Below are 22,067 nucleotides of genomic sequence, written 5' to 3'. Positions count from 1 at the left end.
ATGATTCCAGCTTTTTTATTTTTCATCCTGCTGAGTTTTGAAAACGCAGCCGCACAAGAAATAAAATTAGCACCAGAAGTTCATAAAACAACTTTCACTTATAGTGTGAAAGAAAATCAGGAGCTAAAAATGGATGTTTACAGTAATCAGGGGCTCAGCGTGATCAAGCCTACTGTAATATTTGTTTTTGGCGGTGGTTTTATCCAGGGTGAAAGAGATAGTAAAACCTATACTGAATATTTTAATAAACTGGCTACAAACAACTACAAAGTAGTATCCATCGATTACAGGCTCGGTTTAAAAGGAGTTAAAAAGCTTTCTGCTTTACATACCAGACCGCTTAAAAATGCCATTGACACTGCTGTTAAGGACTTGTATAGTGCAACCGCTTATTTGATTAACAATTCTGTAAAACTAGGCATTGATACCTCCAGAATTATTATTTCAGGCTCCAGTGCTGGCGCAATCGCTGTACTTCAGGCAGACTGGGAAAAAAGAAATCATACCAGCTTAACCTCACAGCTTCCTGAGCAATTTCAGTATGCCGGGGTTATTTCTTTTTCGGGTGCCATATTCAGTTATCAGGGTGCTCCTTCTTATCAGATTGCCCCTGCACCAACGATGCTTTTTCATGGTACAGAAGATAAGCTGGTCGTGTATAATAAAAAGCGCTTTTTCAATAAAGGTTTCTTTGGTTCCAATTACCTTGCCCAAAGATTCAACAAACAAAAATACCCTTATTATTATATGAGGGTACATGGGATGGGACATGAAATTGCAGGCATACCTATGCATAGGAATCTGAATGAGATTCTTTGGTTTATAGACAATTACATTTTCAAAAAGAAACAATACCTGATCACCACAGACTTTAATGACCTGCAAAGTAAACGGACAATGAAGCTTACTCCTGCTGACGTTTACAAATAAAAACGTCGAAAAGACTATGAATTTTTCATACCTTATATCCTGAATAAATTCATCTGAACAAAATCTTTACTATGGAATATTCAGTGCTTCAGCCCCGGAAACCTGAACATATAGCGTTAAGCTTTTCAGGTGGTGGTTTTCGGGCAGCATCTTACTCGCTGGGCTGTTTGTCCTATATGGAAACGGTTTATATTGATGGCAAAAAGCTAACCTCTCTTGTTCATTTTATTTCTTCTGCGTCTGGCGGTACAATCACTAATCTTGCTTATACTGCAAGTCAGCGCAAAGGACAATCCTTCCAGGAGTTTTATGACAGCATGAATAAACATATATTACATGGCACTAAACTTATAGACCGTGTTTTTAAGATTTTAAATGCAGAAAGCCACTGGAAAAAGAGGCCTGATAAATCCCGGAATATTATCAATGCATTTTCGATCGCTTATGATGAACTGCTTTTTAAGGAAGAAGTATTTGGCATTTACTGGAAACCTGTAAAAAATGCAGTCAGAGAAATATGTGCCAATGCTACTGAATTTGATAACGGGATGCTTTTCCGTTTTCAGAATGCAGGCCTGCCTGGTAATAAATTTCTCCGGTTTAAAAATGAGAAAATTGCACTGGAAACCCTAAAGAAAATCAAACTGGCCGATATACTTGCCTGTTCTTCTTGTTTTCCGGTAGGATTTGAGCCTTTTGTTTTCCCTAATGACTTTACACATGGTGAATTAAGCAAACAAGCTCTAGAAGCAGCCATTAAAGAAGATCCGCGGTTTTCTCCTGACAAAGGCGAACAACAGACACAGACCCCGCCTCCGCGCTTTGTATTGATGGATGGAGGGATTGACGACAACCAGGGTATTGATTCCTTTACAAAGGCCGAGGAGCGGCTTCAAAACAGAAATATCTTTGGCTATGATTTATACATCACCTGTGATGTCAGCAGTAATTACACTACAGGATATAACTTCCCGGAAGAAAATAAAAAAAGCTGGCTGCAGAAACTTAACCTGATCCAGTATCTGCTTATTTTAATAGTCTTCAGTGGAATATTTATCACGGGTATACTGACAAACACGCTGGCAGAATTATCTTATGCTTTTCTGGGGATCAACACAGCGCTACTCCTGGTTGCTTTCTATTTTTTCACCAAAGGCTTTTTTGCCTATCAGAAAGTTCAGGAAAAAAAACAGACTTATGGGATCATCCTGCTTGGACATATCTCTTATTTCTTACGGCTCCGGCTGAGTGTGCTTTTGCAATTAATAGATTCAAGGGCAACCTCTGTAGCTTATCTTTCTGCAATTGTATTTCTGAAAAAAATCAGGAGGGTATCTTATGACCGCTTATTTGAAAAGATTTCGGAAAGGAAATTAAAAGCTGACGGGACATTATTGAAAAAGAGCGAAAAAGAATCCTTAGTTCAGCAAATAGAATTGAAACACTGGCGGCAGTTCACTTTGATGAATGCAATTTATTTGCTAAGTCCTAAAAATGATTGCCAGAGAACTGCTGACCTCAAGGCAGAGCCCTGGTATAAAAAAAATCCGGCAGTTGTAGTGAACGGAAAAAAAATCAGTCTTGCAGAATTAATGAAACCATCTGAAGCTTTACAGCAGGCAGCAGAGTTAGCAACTGAAATGGATACTTCTCTCTGGTTTGATAAAAATCATCAGCAAGAAAACAGGCCGGCCGCTTTAATTGCCACCGGACAGTTTACAACCTGTTATAGTTTGCTCCGTTATGCTTTCAGATTTGACAGCAACGATCCTTACTGGGCAGCATTGCAAAATCAGCTGGCACAAGACTGGTGGGAGTTTAACCAGTCTCCTTACCGGCTGCACAATAATTCCTGATATTTCTATTATTTCTTCGTATTTAAATCACAAAAGCCAATATGCCTTTTAGGTGTTCAGACTTTGCTTAAAGGATGCTGTAAATAAATGATCACCAGCGAAAGTGCTAAGAAAGGAAGTTCAATCGCAAAGCCCCTGAGATCTTTATCACCTAAATGAAAAGCTGCAATAAATAAAATACCTGCAGCAGTAATGAAATTTCCGGCAATAAAAGTCCGGGGAAATAAAACCAGCAGGGCACCGATTATTGTAATTGCCCCTAAGATCATTACACTGTTTTTTTCCATTCCCCATTTACTGAACATTTCCAGCATGGGCGCTTTACCTGAAAACATAGCCCATCCTTGTTTGATGCCCATATATAAAGCAAAGAGGATAAGTACCGAATTGATAATTTTTAGTAGCATAAAGCAAATATCAGGATTAAAATCAGCGTTAACGTGGTGAACTTTTCGGATTTTTAAACCCGCTTATATTTTATGATGACTTCTGAACTGTCCTGGTGTTAAACCAGAATACTTCTTGAAGAATTTCGAGAAATTAGAGGGATTGTAAGTTAGCTTGCGTGCAATTTCGGCAATGGACAAAGTGGTTTCCAACATTAGTTTTCTCGCTTCGTCCAATATTTTCTGATCATAAAAATAACAGGGATGATGTCCCCGGGCAAGCTTTATAGTATTGCTCAAATGTTTTGGAGAGATAAAAAGCCGGTCTGCAATCTGGTTAATTTCCAGCATCTCGATATCCTTTTCAGCCAGAAGATCTGCCAGGTGCTGATCTAGAAAAGCAAAATATGCGGTGGTAATCTCTTCGTTTCTGGTTATTTTTCCGGGTACCCTCATCCTGATATTATTGATCAAGCCATTGTTTAAAAGCCTCAGCTCTTTCTTCACTTACAATGACTTCTATATTTTCTGGTTTTGGGGAGAGCGTAATCCGTACACGATTGCGGGAAAGTTTATACATTTCCCTGATCGCATTGATATGAATTATAAACTTACGATTAATTCTAAAGAAGTTTTCAGGATTCAATTTAGGCTCCAGACTGCCTATAGTTTCTTCAATAATATAATTCTGCTGGTCGCTGGTGATCAGGAAAAGATACTTATCATCAGCCATAAAATAAGCTACCTGATCGGCAGGAACCGTTTTAAGAAGTTTACCCAGTTTAACCATAAACCGGTTACGGGTTCTGCCTAATACCTCTTCCACTTTCTGTACCAGTTGCGGTGTACTGACAGCTCCGGTACTGCGGATATTACTCAGTTTATTTAACGCACCTCTTACATCTTCTTCATCAAAAGGTTTAAGCAGGTAATCGATCCCCTGATTTTTAAATGCCTTAAGTGTGTACTGATCATAAGCAGTTGTAAAAATCACCGGGCTGTTAACTTCTACCTGCTGAAAGATCTGGAAACTTTCTCCGTCACCTAAATGGATATCCATAAAAATGATATCTGTCTGATGCTCCTGCAACCAGTTTACGGCAGCCTCTACCGTACCTACAACAGCATGTACCTGGATATCGGGATTAATGTGCACGAGCATATTATGCAGTGTTGTTGCTGCCAGTTCTTCGTCCTCAATAATCAGTACAGTCATGCGTGAATTGCTTAACTGTAAATGTAAAAAAAAACTCCGGCCTGTAGAAACAGACCGGAGTTAAATCCTTGTTTTTAAATTGTTTTATTGCAAATTAGGATTATTTGTAATGGCTGATTTTGGAAATGGCAGTGTATATCTCGGATCATTTAAGTTCAGGGTATAATTAACGCCGCTTACAGTATGCGTAATTGCTGGTTGTCCATATCTTCTTAAATCATACCAGCGGTGACCTTCTAATGCCAGTTCTCTTTCTCTCTCTTTATAAATTTCCTGCAGCAGGTCAGCTTTAACCAGGCTCTGAACTCTTACTTTTTCTGTTTCGAAATAAGCAGGTTTTAAACGTTTAGCTTTTAAAGCAAGTAAGCTTTGAACTGCCAGGTCAGTATTCCCGGTTTGTAAAGCTGCTTCGGCCTGAATCAAATATAATTCACCATTACGGAAAGAAACTTTAAATTCATTGGATGCTCCTTTTGCAGAACGGTAATTACTACCAGATTTGCTGAAGTATTTGGCAAAACGCAGATCGTTGTCTTTGTCATAAATACCTAACAAATGATCTGAAATAGCAACGGCATTGGTTACCGATACGTTCATTGCTTTCTCCATGGCCATAATGCTTTCCTTAGCCAGGTAATTATTTGGTGATTTACTTCCTGCTGCATTCAGATCTTCAAGATCGCCATTTAGCTGTAAAGCTTTCTGAGCTGCATCCTGTGCTTTACTCCATTCTCCTCTGAATTCATAAACTCTCGCCTTTAAAGCCCAGGCTGCGCGGGTTGTAAAACGATAATTTTTCCCCGCATCAAATGTAGTTACATTTAGCAATTTCTGTCCTTCATTGATATCATTCAGTATCTGGCTATAAACTTCTTCTGTAGTTGCAGGCTTATAGTTTGCTTCCAGATCCATTTTCAGAACCAGCACTATACCACGATCTGTAGCTGCACTTGATGCCTGATAAGGTTTAGCATATAAGTTCAGTAATTCGAAATGGTTATATGCACGAAGTAAATAAGCTTCACCTTTGATCTGAGCTGTTTCTGCACTTTTTCCCGCCTTATTTTCTACTTCTGCAATAATCTCATTCGCAAAGAAAATAGTATTGTAAAAAGCCACATACTGGAAAGGAAGAGTTGATGGATCAGGACTGGCATCATTCCACTTATAAATATCACGGTACAATACGATATCATCCTGATTTTCATCAAGATTCAATTCATCTGTACGTGTTGCAAGTAATGATTTATGCTCCGCAAACGTACTGTAAGCTGTAGTTAACAAAGCTCTGAAATCATCTGTAGTGGTAGGAATTACTTTTCCTACCGGTTCAATATCTAAATATTTTTTACAGCTGCCAAGGGTGAGAGACACCAGCATTACAGCACATAATTGTATAATCTTCTTCATTTTGATAGTGTTAAAATGTTGCGTTTAGACCAAAAGAGATACTTCTTGAAATAGGCTGTGTATAAATACTGCCATAAGTTTCAGGATCAGAATAACCTTTGTAATCAGTACTTAGTACAAAAAGGTTTCTGCCTTCTACACTAATTCTCAGTGAATTTGCTTTCACTTTAGCTGAGATTTTTGCGGGTAAGGTATATCCTAAGCGAATGCTGTTTAAACGCATATAGCTCATCTTTTTTGCAAATACATCCAGATATTGATAAGAGTTAATCGGGTCACCTGTATTTAACCAGTTATTAACCATCCAGCGACTGCCATCACCGGTATCGGCACTGATAATCTGAGGTTGATTTGTATTGGTATTTGCAGGCGTCCATGCATTTAAAATATCTCTTGAATAATTCTGTCCGCGGTCAACTGTTGCAGGTAAATATGAGGGCTTACGTAATACCATCTGATTCAGGTTAAAAATAGTGGTAATCGCCAGATCTATGTTACCATAACGGAAACGGTTAATAATACCTCCGGTAAACTGAGGGTCCCTGTCTCCTGCATAAGTAAATAACTTCTGAAAATCTTTGTTAGTTAAAGAAGTTCCTGTAGCAAGTCCTGGTGCAAAATCAGGATAAAGATCATATAATTTGTAAAATTCCTCTAAAGAAACAACCTTACCATCCTTTTGAAATTGCGGGATTCCATTAGCATCCAGACCGGCAGTTTTCAGGACAAATAAACCGTTTACAGGGTACCCTTCTCTTGAAGGAAGAAACTGACTTGTTTTAGGCTCATCTCTGATTACCTTGCTTTTGTTATGTGCGATGTTAAAATCGGTCCACCACTGGAAACGATTGGTACTGATATTTCTTGTTGAAATAGTCAGTTCTAACCCTTTATTCTTTATACGTGAAAAATTAGCATTTGTAAATTCAAAACCATTCTCCAGAGATAAAGATTGTAAGCCAATCAGATCTTTACTGTAACGGTTGTAATAATCAAATGTCACCTGTACAGCATTGTTGAATAATCCAAGGTCCATTCCTGCGTTGAATGTAGTCGTCTTTTCCCAGCGCAATTTATCATTTGGCGGGCTTGTCACATTGATAGAAGTTTCAGGATTTCCTGGCAGAATGGTCACATTACTATAATTACCAACAATTTTTGGTGAGGTATTTTTATCAATATTACCTTGTATACCATAAGAGGTACGGAAACGTAAGTTTGAAATCCATTTTACATTTTTCACAAAATCTTCATCACTTGCATTCCATGCACCTGAAACAGAATAAATAGGTAAGTATCTGTATTTAGGGTCTACACCAAAAAGATCTGATCCATCATAACGCACACTACCATAAACTGTATATTTTCTGTTATATGTATAAGACAGCGTACCATAGAAAGAAGCATAAGCATTGCTCAGCATAGATTTCTGATAAGTACTGAAACTTGATTTATTGGCCTGGTCAGCATTTGGGAACAGAATGTTTTGATTGGTTAGTGTACGTGGGTTAAAACCGAATCCTCTCGTAAACAAATCTTCATTGTTGTTTTTTCTGAATTCTGTACCAGCAAGTGCCTCAATTTCATGCTTCTCATTAATTACTTTTTTGTATTCCAGCAGAGTTTTCCAGTTGTACTGGAAGAAAGTAGTAGCCTGATTTTGTATAATTCCGCCTACTGGCATGAAGTAGTCATACTTTTTAGTAGCAGAATTATAGTATCTGCTGCTTTCTCTGTATTTACGGCCAAAATAAGAATCAGCAGAAGCATATTTTTCACTGCGTGTATCCTCAAATTGTAATCCCAGTTCAGAATGTAATTTCAAATCTTTAATGATCTGATAATCCATATCAATAATACTCTTTACACTTTTATTTCCTAAAGCATATTTTGTATTTTCTCTTTCTTCAATGGCATTGAAAGGCAGATAAACATCACCGGACAAATTACTTGTCCCAAAAATATCCCGATCATAAACATATCCTCCCGAAGCATCTCTTACCAATTGATAAGGGTTCACATTTCTTGAATATGCTGAAGGGTTGGTATAAGCATCCTGTTCGGTCAGGTAACTTGTACGGTCTGTTTTAGAACCGAAAACAGCTACCCCTAATTTTAATTTCTGAGAGATGTTAAAATCAGTCTTTAAGGTTAAGTTGTATCTTTTTAATCCTGTACCGATTGTTGTACCTTTTTCATCATAATAACCACCAGAAAAATAATAGTTAGCCTGATCATTTCCTCCTGAGATACCTAAAGTGTATTGTTGATTGACAGATGACTGATAAAGTTCTTTCCCCCAGTCTGTGTTATTCTGACGTAATGCATTAATTTCATTCTGAGTAGCAGAACTTAAACCGGCAAAACCATTGGTTCTATAGTTTTGCAATTCGTTATTCTTATTCAGTATCCTGGCTACCCCACCCTGATCAGGACGATAAGTAAGATCTGTTCTTGCAGCAAGGCCCAATTCAAAATCAACTTTTTCTGTTGAGTTCATCAGGTTTAACTTACCCAGATCCGGACGCTCTGCGATAAAAGTGTTCGCACTAAAACTAATCGCCATTGGCCCTTTCTTACCTTTTTTAGTGGTAATCACGATAACTCCGTTCGCTGCTCTGGCCCCATAAATAGAAGTTGCTGCTGCATCTTTCAAAATCGTAATATCAGCAATATCATCAGGGTTTAAACCTGCAATAGGCAAGTTACGCAACTGGTCAATGTTGTCTTTGTCCGTCAGGTTATTTGGCAGGTTAGTTCCTTCCAGAGGAATTCCATCCAATACCCATAATGGATCTGCACTGCCGTTTAAGGAAACGGTACCGCGGATACGGATTTTTGGTGCTGATGAAGGCCCTCCGCTTAGTGTTGAAACTGCTACTCCGGCAATTTGTCCTTCCAGCATCTGATCAATCCCGGCAACACCAGACTGACGGACTTTGCTATATTCCAGCACAGTTGTCGCTGTTGTATTTTTACGTTTTGCAATTGACGTATAACCGTTTACTACTACTTCGCCCAGGCTATTTTCATTACTGGACATAGAGATAGTCAGTTTTGACTTATTGATAATATTTACCAATATAGAGTTATACCCCATATAACTTACCCGAATAGCCGGAGTGCCTTCAGGAACGTTTAAAGTAAATTTACCTTCTGTATTGGTTACCGTACCGATTGCAATATTCTGGATTACGCCAGTCACATTAGTCTGCTCACCTATCGTGGATTTGTCCACGTAAACAGAAGCTCCCGGTATTGGCAATCCATCAGGATCCAAAACCTGCCCGGTTATGGTGGTTTGTTTCTGACTGTATCCGGAAAGACTGAGGCCGATCAGGAAAAGTATTAACAGTAGATTTCTAATCATAGTTTGTTGTTTAGGTGTGTTTGATAATGTTAATTGTGTGTGTGTGTGTGTTGTTTGGTGTGTTTGATTTATATGTGTGTGTTCTTGTATTTTATTTCACTTGCAGACTTTGACGGATACGAAGGATCAGGTCCATATAGTGACCTTTAGTCGATTCATCACCTCTGTTTTTATTGTCTTCAAGAATGGTCAGGATCTGTAACAGCTCTGCTCTTTTTGCAGATGCAGCTTCTGAAGTGCGGGTCATTGCAGTTACATAAATCAGTCTCAATCCTGCTGCAGGATTCATCCTGTTTTCCATTTCTCTGCTCAGGCCTAAATCACATGTTTGTGGTAAATTATCCAGATTGGTTTGTTTCAATGATTTTTTAGTCACCTTCTCAAGCATCTTATCTGTGCTCACCAACAATGCGTCAACATAGTTCTGCTGTAACATTCTGTCTGTAATAGAAAGCGATTTACCTTTGATTGTCTTTGCAAAAATAGCGGGACGGATATCGTTAAATAAATCAGCAACCGTGAAAACTTTATCTTTACCAAACAGGACTTCCATTTCAAGCATTCTCAGCAAACGGTTTTCGCTTAGCAGGCTATAAAGCAAGCCATACTGATATTCGCGTCTCAGGTTTAATGGTGCATACTCAAGCGGTCCTACCGGTGTATCTTTTACCGGGAAAGTTTTCTTAAGCAATTCTTTATTGAATAACCACTCTGGCATAGTGAAAACTTGTTCTTTGAAATATTCCAAAGCATTTTTCTGGATCTTAACAGGTACTGGTGTATAAGCATCTTTGCCATCTCCGCTAACCGGATTCTCTAAATAATATCCGCCAATGTTTGCAGTGACATGTTCATTATAAGTTTGCCATTGCCATATTGCAGATAAGTACAACTTACCTGCCTGATAGTAATTATCGCCTTCAGGTGCAGACCACGCTAAAATTTGCGGGATCAGACGTTTTAAGTTTGCCAGTCCGTAACGGCTTGCTTTAACTGCATCATCACCAAGATCTTCGGACTGTGCCCTTGGATCAACAATATTTTTCATTTCCTGCTGTTCGCCATAGCGGTATAAAGGATCGTTCGCATGTACTTTAATCCATTCTTTAAGCACTGGCAATTCCTGACGCGGATCTTCTCCCGGCAACCAGCGGTATCCCCATGCAATTGCATAAGTATCATAAACCCCTATCTGAGGGGTGATATTGGTAACTTTATCTTCTGGCTGTGCTACATAATTGAAACGTGCGTAATCCATAATTGACGAAGCTGTTCCTCCCATACGGTTCGTAAAAGAAGGGGAACGTAAAGAGTCAACCGGGAAAGATGCCGAAGCAGCCATATTGTGTTTCAAGCCTAACGTATGTCCAATTTCATGGGATGATACAAAACGGATTGCATGTCCCATTCTTTCATCTGATACTTTATTGTGTCTTACTGCCGTATCAATTATTCCTGTTTGCACACGCATCCAGTCCTGCACAGAAGTCATTACATTATGCCACCAGATCACATCAGATTCCAGGATTTCACCGGATCTTGGATCTACAACTGCAGGGCCCATTGCATTTGATTTAGGTGAAGCTGCATAAGTGATTTCATTATAGCGAACATCATCACCATCATAATCAGTAGTATCTGTAACCTCACGGGCCTGAATTGCATTTTTAAAACCAGCTTGTTCAAAAGCTTTCTGCCAGTCATATACACCTGCAATAATTTCTTTTCTCCATAGTGGCGGAGTAGCCGGATCGATATAGAATATAATAGGTTTAACCGGTTCTACCAGTTCACCTTTAAGATATCTTGCCTGATCTTCTGGTTTTGGCTCCATTCTCCAGCGGGTTACCAGTTCTCTGGTTTCCAGTTTATGCTGTTTATCGGAGAAATACCATCTTGGTGTACTAAAAAAACCAACTCTATTATCTGCAAAACGAGGTTTCATTGGTTTTTCAGGTAATAAAAGAATGTTAGTGGTCACCGCAATACTGATAGGTACGCTGATTCCTGCATCCATTACTCTTGAACTCAATAAAGCACGGACGACAACATTCTGAGGGAAACTTTTAATCTTTTCAATAGTTGACAAAGACGTTTTAGGTGTTGCACCCAATCCTATATCATTAAATATATCATTGAAACTTTTCTCTGTTCCATCAAAAACTTTGTTCATTTTGATAACAACAGCCGATGAATCAGGTGAATAAGCTTCAATCTTGAAAGATTCTATAACAGAACCGGTGAAGTTATCTTTTACAGAGCGGCTAATAGCGTCTGCAGCAGGAGATTCTACCTGTGGAACTATAGTTTCAACCCATACGGTTTTAGCTAATTTATTTCTCGAAAAGCGGATCACTTTATTATCAAAGTTCACCCCTTTGTTCACTCCCGATTCGTTTAATGCCAAAGGGACTGATGATATTTTGTTGACTACTAAAAAGTCTTTTCCCATTAATTTCAACGGGATTTCAAAGTAATAATCGCTTTCGGACTGGTGAACTTTAAATAATCCGTTCAGCGTAGTCGCTTTCTTTAATAATTCAGCATAACTTTTCAGCTCCTTTTTACTGGTGCTATCTTTAACCACTTTCTTTTTAAGCGTATCCGTAACTGCTTTTTTATTGGTAATCTTACCAGTAGGTTTCGGTAGTTTCTTAGGTATCTGAGTGTAACCGTTTACATTGCACAAGAATAAAAATAGTGCTGTAAAAGACAATTTCAAAAGGTTTTTAGTCAAAATCATGCTACAAAATCCCCCTTAGTTGGGAGATTATGAAATTATTAAAAGTGAAAGGGTTGATATTCGAAGTGAAAGCGCAGTTTTAAGGAGTGGGCGGTTTTTTAATCAGCGGCAAAAAGCATTTATAAGACCCATCTTCAATTCCATAGGTCAGATGAAGGTCCCCAAAATGGGCATAAATGCTTTGCAAATATTTCAATCCCTGCTTACCGGAATCTTTAACATCAGTACGTAATTGTAAGTTGTTAGTCACCAGCAGTCCGTCCCCTTCACTTCTGATACTGATATGCAAAGGTTTTAATTTAGAAACGACATTATGTTTAATGGCATTTTCGACTAAAGTCTGCACGCTCATAAAAGGGATATAAGCAGAGGAATGTTTTTCATTTAAATCGATTTCTAAGGAAGCGAGTGCATCACCAAAACGGATTTTTAACAGGAAGAAATACTCACTTGCAAAACGTACTTCCCTGGATACTTCTTCTAATCCGTTTGGGGTAGGATCTAAAACATAGCGGTAAACCCTCGAAAGTTTAACAACAAATGCTTTTGCCAATTCCGGCTGCTCCTGAATTAGCCCATTGAGTGAACTCAAAGAATTAAACAGAAAATGTGGATCAAGCTTCTCCTTAAGCTTATCGAGCTGCAGAACCGCATTCTCCTTCTCCTGGCGTGCAACCGATACTTCGGCCAATTGTCTCAGCATAAATTGCTTCTGCCATTTAGCATGTGACCATTCCAGCAAAATCAGAATAATTAAAGTAGTGACAATAAACATGATCATCACATACTTTTCAATCGCCTTCACTTCTTCGTCGGTTACAAAAACAGGTGTTTCGACTACCATTGTCCATTTCATCAGGCCAATGTTCAAAGGGGTATAAAAACGGTACACAGGAATTTCCAGGTAAGCCGATTTTGTCGTTTCATAACTACTGATACTATCTGATAGCTTACGCAAACCTGTTCCTTCAGCTTCCCTGAAGATTCGTTTGCCAATCAGTTTCTCTTCCGGACTTATAATATAATAGCCATGCTCATCAACGATATGCATCGATGCACGACTGGTACTGTCTACGCTCCATAAATAGCGCTGTAAGTCTTTGAAATTGATATCAAGCCCTAAAATAACAGTAGAAGAATCTGCAAGGCGATGTCTGGAAGCAAATAAACCATGCATGGAATCTTTTACATTAATTACAGTTCCAATTCTTGTGATACTATCTTTTGTAATAAGCTGGCTATGAATCCATTTTTTCTGATAATCAGCTATAGAACCGTGCTGATAAGCAGTTCCTATTTTAGTGATCTTTTTGTAAACAGTATCCTTTCCCTTAGCAATTGCATACCAGCCATGATTAATTTTAGGATGGCTCAATAAAAGTGTATTGATCAGCTTTTCTGTCTGAAGAAATTCATTACTGGAGTTAAATTGAGGAATAATCGCTTCAGAATTGTTCAGCCCTCTGATAAAACTTCTGAATTCACTATTGATTACATTAGCTTTCAGCTGATATATGCTAATAGCCATATCGCTACTGATCCTTTCTGTGCGCTTATTGAATTTATTGGTCATAAAAAAACCAATTCCACTGGAACACAGCAAAATAAGAACTCCTATTCCAATAAAATATTTGGAGTTATATAGCGCAGTTTTCATCAGTGTAAAATTGTTTTTAATTGAGATGAAGCTATCATATGCTACTCAATTTTGTACATTTTGATTGCTGTTCTGCTGCACATGACGGTTTCATTCCGGCAAATATAGTCAAAATGCTTAAAAGCAGACCTGACTGTATTTACAGGTCAAGGTTCCACCTTGGTATCCTTTGAAAAAGCCCAAAATGTATCTCGAAAAGCGTATTTTCAATTTTTTCAGGATTGTCGCTGTGCTTTTCATTGTAAGTGACATACCAGTAAATATCCAGGGCTTCAATATGCTCTTTTTCCATTTGGGCCGGCCATGATATTTTCCTTGGAGTGTCCGTAAACTCCAATCCGTTCAACAGTTCGTCTTTCAATCCGCCAATGCCTGTATTTTGAATAGCAAGAAGCCTTCTTTTATCAATTTCCCCTGTACCTCCGATAAATACAAGTTCAATCCTGCCATTTTTTAATGCATAAGCAAGAAAAACTCCGGGTTGTTTTTCCGGTGCATTACAAACTTTGCTTAATTCATCTCCGGGTGTCAAAAAGAAATGGCCGTTCTGTTTATATTTATTTAGTACATCAAACATGTTGGTATAATTTCATATAATGGTTAAACATTCTATAAATCACTCCTAAATAGGCACCTGTAAATATATGGAAATCAGCAATTAAGTTCAAGAGTCTTTAATATCAATCGTATAATAAAAAAAAGATTATTTATCGATTTCGGTGCTTAAATCAAAGGGAGGTAATATTTGATGATCTCCCTCATTTATTTAAAACGATTTCATTTATCTCTTTAGCTTTGGTATCGGAGAATTTCAATATGAGGTCAGTTTTACTATTCAGCTTTTTATTTTTAAGTGTAGTAATCAGCAATCCGCTGATGGCTCAGCATGGGATTACGGCTGATCAGGCTAATTTATATACAAGAGCGAAGTCTGACTATCTTGAATTTGAGCAAATACATGGTGGATATGTCCAAACTGATCATGTAAAAATGCATTACCTGTTATGGGGGAACCCTAAAGATACTCCGCTGATCTGGTCTCATGGAAGTTTAAGTCATAGTTATGAGCTGGCAAATATTGCGAAGCTACTGACTGATGGCGGTTATTATTTAATTGCTGTTGATTATTACGGCCATGGTAAAACCCCTATTCCCGAAAAGGAAGTCTCACTTTATAATTCTGCAGATGATATTGCAGTATTAATGGATTCTCTTCAGCTTGACCGGGCTGTAATTGGCGGGTTTTCCAGAGGAGGTTATATTGCTGCAGCCTTTTATCAGAGTTATCCCGAAAGAGTAAGGGGCTTAATATTGGAGGATGGCGGCTCAGTAGCATTTAACAGTTATAACCATCGGATGAGTGAGGAAAGCCTCCATCTTAAAATCGAATCCATGACTCCTGAAAAAGGGGTAGTTAATAACTATGAAGCATCTTTTGCTGATGAAAAGGCTGCTTATCAAAGCTTATATGATCAAAGTATGGGCGGGACTCAATTTGAGCTCCTGAATATCGTCAGACAGCAGGGAGACCATTGGGTTACTTATGCAGGGTTAAGTGATTTTTTCTATATGAAGGATGAAAAACAATTCCGGGATCTTGTATTAAAACCTAACCATGCTCCTTTATATGGAGCATCCATAACGATGGTCCAACCGAAAATTATATTCAGAAATTTGCATGTTCCTATGCTAATTCTCGATCCGGTGTCAGACCATGACCCTATGCCTTTTGAAAAAGAGAATATTGCTTTAGCCATGAAATTCCCAAAATTGATTAAAAGAGTTGAATACCCTGGAATTGAACACAATATACACTATGAACAGCCAGAGCAGTTTAGCAAAGAGTTAATAAAATTCTTAGAGATGGTTAAAAAATAATTGAAACCGGATGTATGCACCTATCTTTATCTTTTTTTAACTGAACCATATATTAGAACAGGCACCATGATCAGATTGAACAATGACACCCCGGCATCGGTATTACAGGAGGTAAAGAAAGGTAATTTAGTAACAGATACATTTAGTAAAACTGGTTTGGTAGAGACTATTGAGATCAGTGATGATGGATTATACAAGATTTATACTTTTAATCTGGTTACCGGCAGAAGTATTGTTATTAAAAGATAAGACTAACAATACCATAATTAATAGCAGGCCCGGAAAGGTAAACGGGAAACTTATGGTTTGAAAATAGCAGAGTATAAACACGAGTATGCCTGTCAATAAAGCCATTATCGTATATTTCCTGAATGCTTTAAAGTATAACAGTAAATAAAACGGATTACACCACAGTATATTCAGGTTATACCTGACTAATTCCATACTGGAAAACACGGACAGGTAAATCAGTAAACAACCAGCCAGACTGACCACTGTAAAAATCATTATCGTGATAAACAGGATCAGCTTGTTTAAATATAAAGGCTTCTTTTGAACGAACAGGTTTATGGCCAATAGCAATGTTAATACATAAAGACCTTTATTTATTAATTCTGGATTAGGGGAAGGTAACTGGCTACGATCAGATTTAAACAGATATACAGGTGAAGCTGAAAGTTTAGTATTTCGCAGGTGAAGCTGATCAAGTCTTTTTGCTAAAGTATCAGGCAGAAACAAGCTGACTGCTTTACTGGAAACCACATCGGCTTTTTCCCCCAATAACAGATTCATTCCGAGCATATAGAGCTCATCTTTGGTCAGATAATTACTTATCATTTTGCGCACAGAACTGCCTTCTCCTTTATTCATAAGAAGTAAGGTTCTATCAAATTCAGGCCCTATAGTTTTAGCCAGCAAATCTCTTATTCTGGTAGCGCAGTTATTACGTACAAAATCATAATTGTAGAACTTATTTGCTGGTTTTATTTCTTCATTAATTAGTGCAAACAACTTGTTTTTCTGTTTGAATGTCAGATTTAGTTTTTGAGCGGAAACGGATTGTTCGTTAATGACATACTCCTGCAAAAAAGCAGTATAGTCTGAAACAGATAAAGAATACTTCATCCTGCCGTTGATAAAGTTGATATAGAAATCAGGATCATCATTATCAAATGTCCCATAATTATAGATCAGGTCTATTTGTCTTTCCGGATCGCTTATTCTGATTGCGCTATGTCCAAATAAGGAGTATAAGTACTTACTGGTCTTCTCACAGGTCAGCACACTGACAGAAGAGTTTTCAGATAGGAACAGAGAATTCTGAGCAGGGACAGAAAGACTGGCATTTGCAGTCTGTTGATATAGAATGAAAAGCAATAAAATGATAAATTGTTTGCGCATCAGGTTTTTCAGAGATAATTGCAACCGTGGGCTTATGGTGTTTTCATCCCGTTGACAATTTACGCTTGCACTATTAACTTAATGCGAAATATTGATTGTGTTTTGAGTTAGAAAGTATTTGCCGGTTTTTAAAAAATAATTGATACTTACAAACAAACTGATTTATAAAGGCTAAACCAACCTGAGCCGAATGTTTAGATATTTTCAACTTATATGCTCTTTCTTACCTATTATTAATCCGCTTATAATAGTCAAAAGCATGATCATTGAGAAAAGTACAAAAACACCTACTGTCACTATTGAGACAAAGATAAAACAAAGATTAACGGAATATAGAATATCCATTTTTTAATATTTATTTTATTATAAATAATTGGAAAAAGTAATAAAGTAACTTGCGAAAAAAAGGCAACTGACCAATATATAAGAAATCGCAATTCTAGTTGGTCATGATTAACAATATCTTTGTACATTATATCTGAAGAACGGAAGAAAAAAAACGTGTATTGATATACGAAACTCCATTGACCATTTAATGAAATACATGTAAATAAACTTACTATGGCCAAAATTGATAACCAGATTCTAATTTCTATATTCCGTACAAAATAGTAGCCCTGATTCAGTCTATTCATAAATTATTGAAATAATATAACCTCTTGTAAAAGAATACACAATTACATACTATGTATGCTATCTAAAAAAACTATAAAGCCTGATCGATAAATAGCATACAGGCAAAAAATAAGTTAACAATGTCAATGCTGCTGTAGACTCTTATAAGTCAAAATTGTGTTGGAGTTTGAAAAAGATACTACGGAAATATAGTCTTTCTAATAACCATCTCCCACTTTTCTATTTTTATTAATCCAAAGACATATTAACCAAATAATTAATGCCGGGATCAACAAGATACCATAGAAAGGATTTACGATACCCATAAACACAAAGTAAGTTAATGGAGCAAAGAATAAGGCCTTGTTGAAATACGACTTTTTAATTAAAAATGGTAAAATAAACATGATGAAATGACATAAAACAACGAACGCCCACAATACTAAACGAAAATACACTCTCTGATTTGAGTTAAACTCTACTCTAGGGAAAGAAATAAATTCATAATAGTAAATATGCCCCATTACACCATTTATGGATATCCCCATAAATAAGCTGCTTAAACTCATTAAGATTAAAAAAAAGATTAGTTTTTTCAATAGAATATTTTGCTAAAAAACTATTTAATCGCACGATATTCTGATGAAATCCTTTATCAAAGCATACAGTTATAATTCAAAATGGATTAACTTTAATCATACTTTAAGAAACCAAACTTCAAAGAAGTTATTCATCTCTATATCGCTTTATTTTATTTCTATAGATAACAGCAATAATCCACGTAATTATTAAAGGAAATAAGAAAACAATCGCTAATATTGATACTGAAGCAATAAAACCCAATATAAATAATAATGGAGCTGATAATAAGACCACTTTGAAGTAGATATTTTTTGTTAAAAATGGCAAAGAAATGATTCCAATATGTCCAATTAATATGGCAATCCAAGCTACTACTTCAGATGAAGATTGATTTCCCATTTTTATCATATTAAGCATATCTATGAATTCAAATTGAAAAAGAAAACTCCAAACACCATTTATAGAGAAGCCACCTATAAATGAAAATACAATCATTAAAACTAAGAGAAATTTCATATTTTTATATTAGATAATTATTTAATTACACTCTCCATGACTTTGTGGCGCTTTTCCAGGACTTTTATTTGCCCCATTCACATTACTTAATACCTGACCGTAGTCGCCTGGAGTATTTGTAAATAATCCCCTTGCAACACCTGCCGGTAAACGAATTCCCGCATTCCCCATCCATGCCGAAGCAGCATCAGTACAGTTATATTCCACTCCTCCAAAAATATAATTCCCAAGATTATATACCGTATTTTTGCTATCATTTATTACAGTATTTAAAGAAAGATTGAATTGATCAACAGTTACACTTGATGTATAACTAACATTATATGCATGACCTCCGTCATCTTTAACTATACCTGGAGATTTTAACCCTAAACCACCGGGATAAAATCCCATTACTTGAGTTACAGAACTTCCATCAGTATTGACCTTAATAAAACTAACGAAGGTATGTCCAACATTAAAAATTTGCCCACCTGGAGTTATAAAACCTTGTCCTATATTAGAATTTATATCACTAGTCCATTGATCATTCGATCCTGGATTAGGTTGATTGATATAAATCGTCATTTTATATTCTTTCGCAGGTTTACCGTCATTAAAACATCTAATATATTTTTCCGGATCTATTTTCGGTTTATTGTCATTGACAATTGTTGCATTTTCCAAATAACTACTACTTAAAGTGGCCATATTACCCCCACCTCCGCCCCCACCTGGAGTACCAACTGGCATTTGTGTACCTGGTCCTGTAGCTGGCGTATTTGCCGGATTTGTTGGAGGAAAAACCCACGTAAAATCAGGTAATGGTGGTTTTTGACCAATTATTTATACCTCGTTAAGTGTTCCACCAGGTGTACAAGATGTATTTTCATCTCCAAAATAAGAATCAGCACAATCAAGATTCTGGTCATCCTTTTGTTGTCCCATCGTCGTAAGGTCAGTTCTACGAATACGTGGAATCAAATTACTTATAATTTTTCCGTTTAAGAGTCGTGTACCTTTGATCGCTTTATTTTTAAGTGTATAAAGCATCACTTTTCCTGTAAAATCAGCATTGTCAATAAATTCTCTTTTATTAGCCCCGGGTAGTTCTGCGCCCTTTTTTGTAAAAAAATAAGAGTTGGCAACCTGTACTTCATAACCAACAGCTTCAATATCGCCTGTATTGTTTCTTTGAATAAGAATATCTCTTAATGTCCAGATACTATCCTTTAATGATTCGTTCACTTTTACTTTGATAACTTTATGGCCATCTTCTTCATTGATAAATGCCGTACTATTCCATCTATCGCCTAACATTATTTTAGGATCGTTACTTTCCAGCCATGATCTGGCTTCTTGAATCGTCAAAGCTGGAGCTGGTTGCTGTTTGACTGATATTTGCTGATCTTTCTTACAAGCATTTAATAATATGCCAAGCAGCACAATCATTAAAACGCGAGGTATAGATATTTTTAATTTCATAAGGGTATATGTTTTAATTTCATTGTAAAACTAAAACACCTTTTCTGGTACATTTTTGACATTTATCAAAAAAACCAACCCTACTTTCTAATTCTGCTTAATGTTTCTTGTGAAATACCTAAAAAAGAAGCTATATACCCAAGCGGCACTCTATTTAGTAAGTTAGGACTTTGTAACACTACTTGTTCGTAACGCTGCTTTGCACTCAACATTCTAAGGTTATTAGCCTGTATCTCATTACGGATATAATAATGTTCTGTGAGTTTTCGCCCTATAAAATTGAACTCCATAAATTCATTATACAACCGGTCAACCTTTTCTCTTTGCAATTCAATAAGAATACAGTCTTCTAAAGTTTCAATATATTCAAAACTTGGATTTCCTGTAAAAAAACTAAATACAGAAATAAGAAGGTCATTCTCAACTAAAATCCAGGTAGTAGTTTCTTTTCCGTCCTTATCCAAATAATAAACTCTCGACATTCCCTTTACAATAAAATAGATCTTATTACTACGGTTACCAGCTTCAAGAAGTTTTGTTTTCTTTTTTACATGAATGAGTTCACTATTGTTAACAATAGCTATTTTGAATTCTTCACTAATTACACGGATTGAATTGAACAATTGAAATAAACTGGAATAATATGTATTTGAATCCTCCATTTCTTATTAATTTATTTCGAAAATAGTTATTTTATTATGATTAGATAGTATTTGTTATTCAGACAAAATCTCTGCGTTTATTTACATAATTAGCCTTTTACTTCTTTATTTTTTATCAGAGATAAAAAAACCAAGATATATAAATATCGATTTCACGGCCTTTAATCACCATTTAAAACGCTTTAAACCATTTTATTTCAATATTTTCATTATTTAATTTGCATACCATACAAATTTAATTACTTTTGCCACCCCAAGGGGGATTAGCTCAGCTGGCTAGAGCGCTTGCCTGGCAGGCAAGAGGTCAGCGGTTCGACTCCGCTATTCTCCACAAAGAGGCTTCAGAGCAATCTGAAGCTTTATATTTTAGCCTGGTGCTAAAGACAATAATGCCAATGGATATTGGTGAAATAAACGGGGGGATACCAGAGTGGCCAAATGGGACAGACTGTAACTCTGTTGTCGCAAGACTTCGAAGGTTCGAATCCTTCTCCCCCCACTCTTTTTAAAAAACCTTTCAGTTAATTCTGAAAGGCTTTTTTGTTTATCGGAGTTAGCCATTCGATCTCTATAAAGCACTCTATTGCTAGTACAACATGTGACCATAATGACCAATTATGGTTTATTATAAACTTATCCTAAATGACAAACGATCTAAATCAGATCAGATTTACCCAATCGTAGTAAGAGTTACAAGTAACAGAATCAGTACTACAGTTTCTACCGGATTAAGAGTTCACATTAAAGAATGGGATGCAATTAAAGCCGTTATTAAAAATAGTCATCTACAACCGTACAGAGTTCGACATACACCTATCCTTTACTTTTTGAAGTATCAACCGCTACCTTTGATAGTAATGATAAGCCAGTTGGGTTAAGAGGTGCAATTTCTAATACTACAGCTTATGGAGATGGTATTACTACATTTCCGGCAGAGAAGAGGGTAATCCGCTTTGTTAAAGACAACTAAATTTATTACCACACACCAAGGATTAGAGCCACTCACGTGGCTCTTTTTCATTTACTAGTAATTATGCTAAATGTGGTTTATAGTGGAATATTTGACCTTTTAAACAATGAACTGGGCAGTTGTTTCAATTACAGTTACTACACAAATAGATGTAATATCTCTGTATCCTAATCAAACATATAAGATTTAACTAATGGGTAAAATTCATTCAAATAAAACTGATTATGTTGATTCGTTGTTTATATTTGATAGATAGACATTTACCTGCCTTCCTCATGCTAACGAACAAGAAATACAAATCTGATAAGATAGGTCATGTAACCCTCCCTTTTTTCGAACCGGTTTAGGAGGCGAGAATTCAAATTTATATATTATTTTTCATCTCTCAGCATGGAGTCAGCTCCGTAGGGG

General features: G+C 36.7%; 17 protein-coding genes and 2 tRNA genes. 6 read left to right on the top strand and 13 right to left on the bottom strand.

What is annotated here, in order from left to right:
* Positions 1-930, top strand: coding sequence for an alpha/beta hydrolase (locus HDE68_RS21700; protein ID WP_183884336.1), 930 nt, complete (start codon positions 1-3; stop codon positions 928-930).
* 71 nt (positions 931-1,001) lie between these two features.
* Positions 1,002-2,786: a patatin-like phospholipase family protein gene (locus HDE68_RS21695; protein WP_183884335.1), complete on the top strand. Its 1,785-nt coding sequence runs from the start codon at positions 1,002-1,004 to the stop codon at positions 2,784-2,786.
* Between the two features lie 56 nt (positions 2,787-2,842).
* Here HDE68_RS21695 and HDE68_RS21690 read toward each other — a convergent pair whose 3' ends face one another.
* The 8 genes from HDE68_RS21690 to HDE68_RS21655 form a co-directional block, all read right to left on the bottom strand.
* The gene (locus HDE68_RS21690; RefSeq protein WP_183884334.1) at positions 2,843-3,193 is read right to left on the bottom strand and encodes a DoxX family protein; all 351 of its coding nucleotides are present in this window, start codon (positions 3,191-3,193) and stop codon (positions 2,843-2,845) included.
* 63 nt (positions 3,194-3,256) lie between these two features.
* Positions 3,257-3,646: a helix-turn-helix domain-containing protein gene (locus tag HDE68_RS21685; protein ID WP_260171835.1), complete on the bottom strand. Its 390-nt coding sequence runs from the start codon at positions 3,644-3,646 to the stop codon at positions 3,257-3,259.
* Positions 3,636-4,388 carry a LytR/AlgR family response regulator transcription factor gene (locus tag HDE68_RS21680; protein ID WP_183884333.1) on the bottom strand — a complete coding sequence of 251 codons (753 nt, stop codon included), beginning with the start codon at positions 4,386-4,388 and terminating at the stop codon, positions 3,636-3,638. Before HDE68_RS21680 ends, HDE68_RS21685 begins: the two co-directional genes overlap by 11 nt.
* Before the next feature lie 84 nt (positions 4,389-4,472).
* Positions 4,473-5,798 (bottom strand): RagB/SusD family nutrient uptake outer membrane protein, encoded by a 1,326-nt coding sequence (locus tag HDE68_RS21675; protein ID WP_183884332.1) that lies wholly within the window; start codon positions 5,796-5,798, stop codon positions 4,473-4,475.
* Positions 5,799-5,808: 10 nt separating this feature from the next.
* Positions 5,809-9,168 carry a SusC/RagA family TonB-linked outer membrane protein gene (locus HDE68_RS21670; protein WP_183884331.1) on the bottom strand — a complete coding sequence of 1,120 codons (3,360 nt, stop codon included), beginning with the start codon at positions 9,166-9,168 and terminating at the stop codon, positions 5,809-5,811.
* A 91-nt stretch (positions 9,169-9,259) separates the two neighbouring features.
* Complete coding sequence (locus HDE68_RS21665; protein WP_260171834.1) at positions 9,260-11,890, bottom strand: zinc-dependent metalloprotease; 2,631 nt, start codon at positions 11,888-11,890, stop codon at positions 9,260-9,262.
* A gap of 100 nt (positions 11,891-11,990) precedes the next feature.
* Positions 11,991-13,568 carry a sensor histidine kinase gene (locus HDE68_RS21660; RefSeq protein ID WP_183884329.1) on the bottom strand — a complete coding sequence of 526 codons (1,578 nt, stop codon included), beginning with the start codon at positions 13,566-13,568 and terminating at the stop codon, positions 11,991-11,993.
* A 139-nt stretch (positions 13,569-13,707) separates the two neighbouring features.
* Positions 13,708-14,145, bottom strand: coding sequence for a hypothetical protein (locus HDE68_RS21655; RefSeq protein ID WP_183884328.1), 438 nt, complete (start codon positions 14,143-14,145; stop codon positions 13,708-13,710).
* Between the two features lie 239 nt (positions 14,146-14,384).
* Between HDE68_RS21655 and HDE68_RS21650 the strand changes: the two genes are divergently transcribed.
* Entirely contained in the window at positions 14,385-15,446 is a 1,062-nt protein-coding gene (locus HDE68_RS21650) for an alpha/beta fold hydrolase (protein ID WP_183884327.1), read from the top strand.
* Positions 15,447-15,635: 189 nt separating this feature from the next.
* Here the strand turns inward: HDE68_RS21650 and HDE68_RS21645 are convergent, their stop codons facing one another.
* The 5 genes from HDE68_RS21645 to HDE68_RS21625 all read right to left on the bottom strand — a co-directional run bounded on the left by HDE68_RS21645 (position 15,636) and on the right by HDE68_RS21625 (position 20,686).
* Complete coding sequence (locus HDE68_RS21645) at positions 15,636-16,847, bottom strand: DUF4105 domain-containing protein (protein ID WP_183884326.1); 1,212 nt, start codon at positions 16,845-16,847, stop codon at positions 15,636-15,638.
* A 1,341-nt stretch (positions 16,848-18,188) separates the two neighbouring features.
* Positions 18,189-18,560, bottom strand: a complete 372-nt coding sequence (locus HDE68_RS21640) for a hypothetical protein (protein ID WP_183884325.1) — start codon at positions 18,558-18,560, stop codon at positions 18,189-18,191.
* A gap of 21 nt (positions 18,561-18,581) precedes the next feature.
* A complete protein-coding gene (locus tag HDE68_RS21635; protein WP_183884324.1) occupies positions 18,582-19,292 on the bottom strand; it encodes a hypothetical protein in 711 nt (236 codons plus the stop codon).
* 93 nt (positions 19,293-19,385) lie between these two features.
* Positions 19,386-20,024 (bottom strand): hypothetical protein, encoded by a 639-nt coding sequence (locus tag HDE68_RS21630; protein WP_183884323.1) that lies wholly within the window; start codon positions 20,022-20,024, stop codon positions 19,386-19,388.
* A gap of 80 nt (positions 20,025-20,104) precedes the next feature.
* The gene (locus tag HDE68_RS21625) at positions 20,105-20,686 is read right to left on the bottom strand and encodes a Crp/Fnr family transcriptional regulator (protein ID WP_183884322.1); all 582 of its coding nucleotides are present in this window, start codon (positions 20,684-20,686) and stop codon (positions 20,105-20,107) included.
* Between the two features lie 257 nt (positions 20,687-20,943).
* On the opposite strand from HDE68_RS21625, the gene HDE68_RS21620 reads away from it, so the two are divergent.
* The 3 genes from HDE68_RS21620 (at position 20,944) to HDE68_RS26730 (ending at position 21,564) form a co-directional block, all read left to right on the top strand.
* Positions 20,944-21,017, top strand: a tRNA-Ala gene (locus tag HDE68_RS21620).
* A gap of 85 nt (positions 21,018-21,102) precedes the next feature.
* Positions 21,103-21,185: transfer RNA gene (locus HDE68_RS21615), tRNA-Tyr, on the top strand.
* A gap of 118 nt (positions 21,186-21,303) precedes the next feature.
* Positions 21,304-21,564, top strand: a complete 261-nt coding sequence (locus HDE68_RS26730; protein WP_411267958.1) for an Arm DNA-binding domain-containing protein — start codon at positions 21,304-21,306, stop codon at positions 21,562-21,564.
* Positions 21,565-22,067 lie beyond the last annotated feature (503 nt).

It is taken from the genome of Pedobacter cryoconitis (assembly GCF_014200605.1).
GTDB classification, from domain to species: Bacteria; Bacteroidota; Bacteroidia; order Sphingobacteriales; family Sphingobacteriaceae; genus Pedobacter; species Pedobacter cryoconitis_B.
This window is presented reverse-complemented; position numbering and strand designations above follow the sequence as displayed.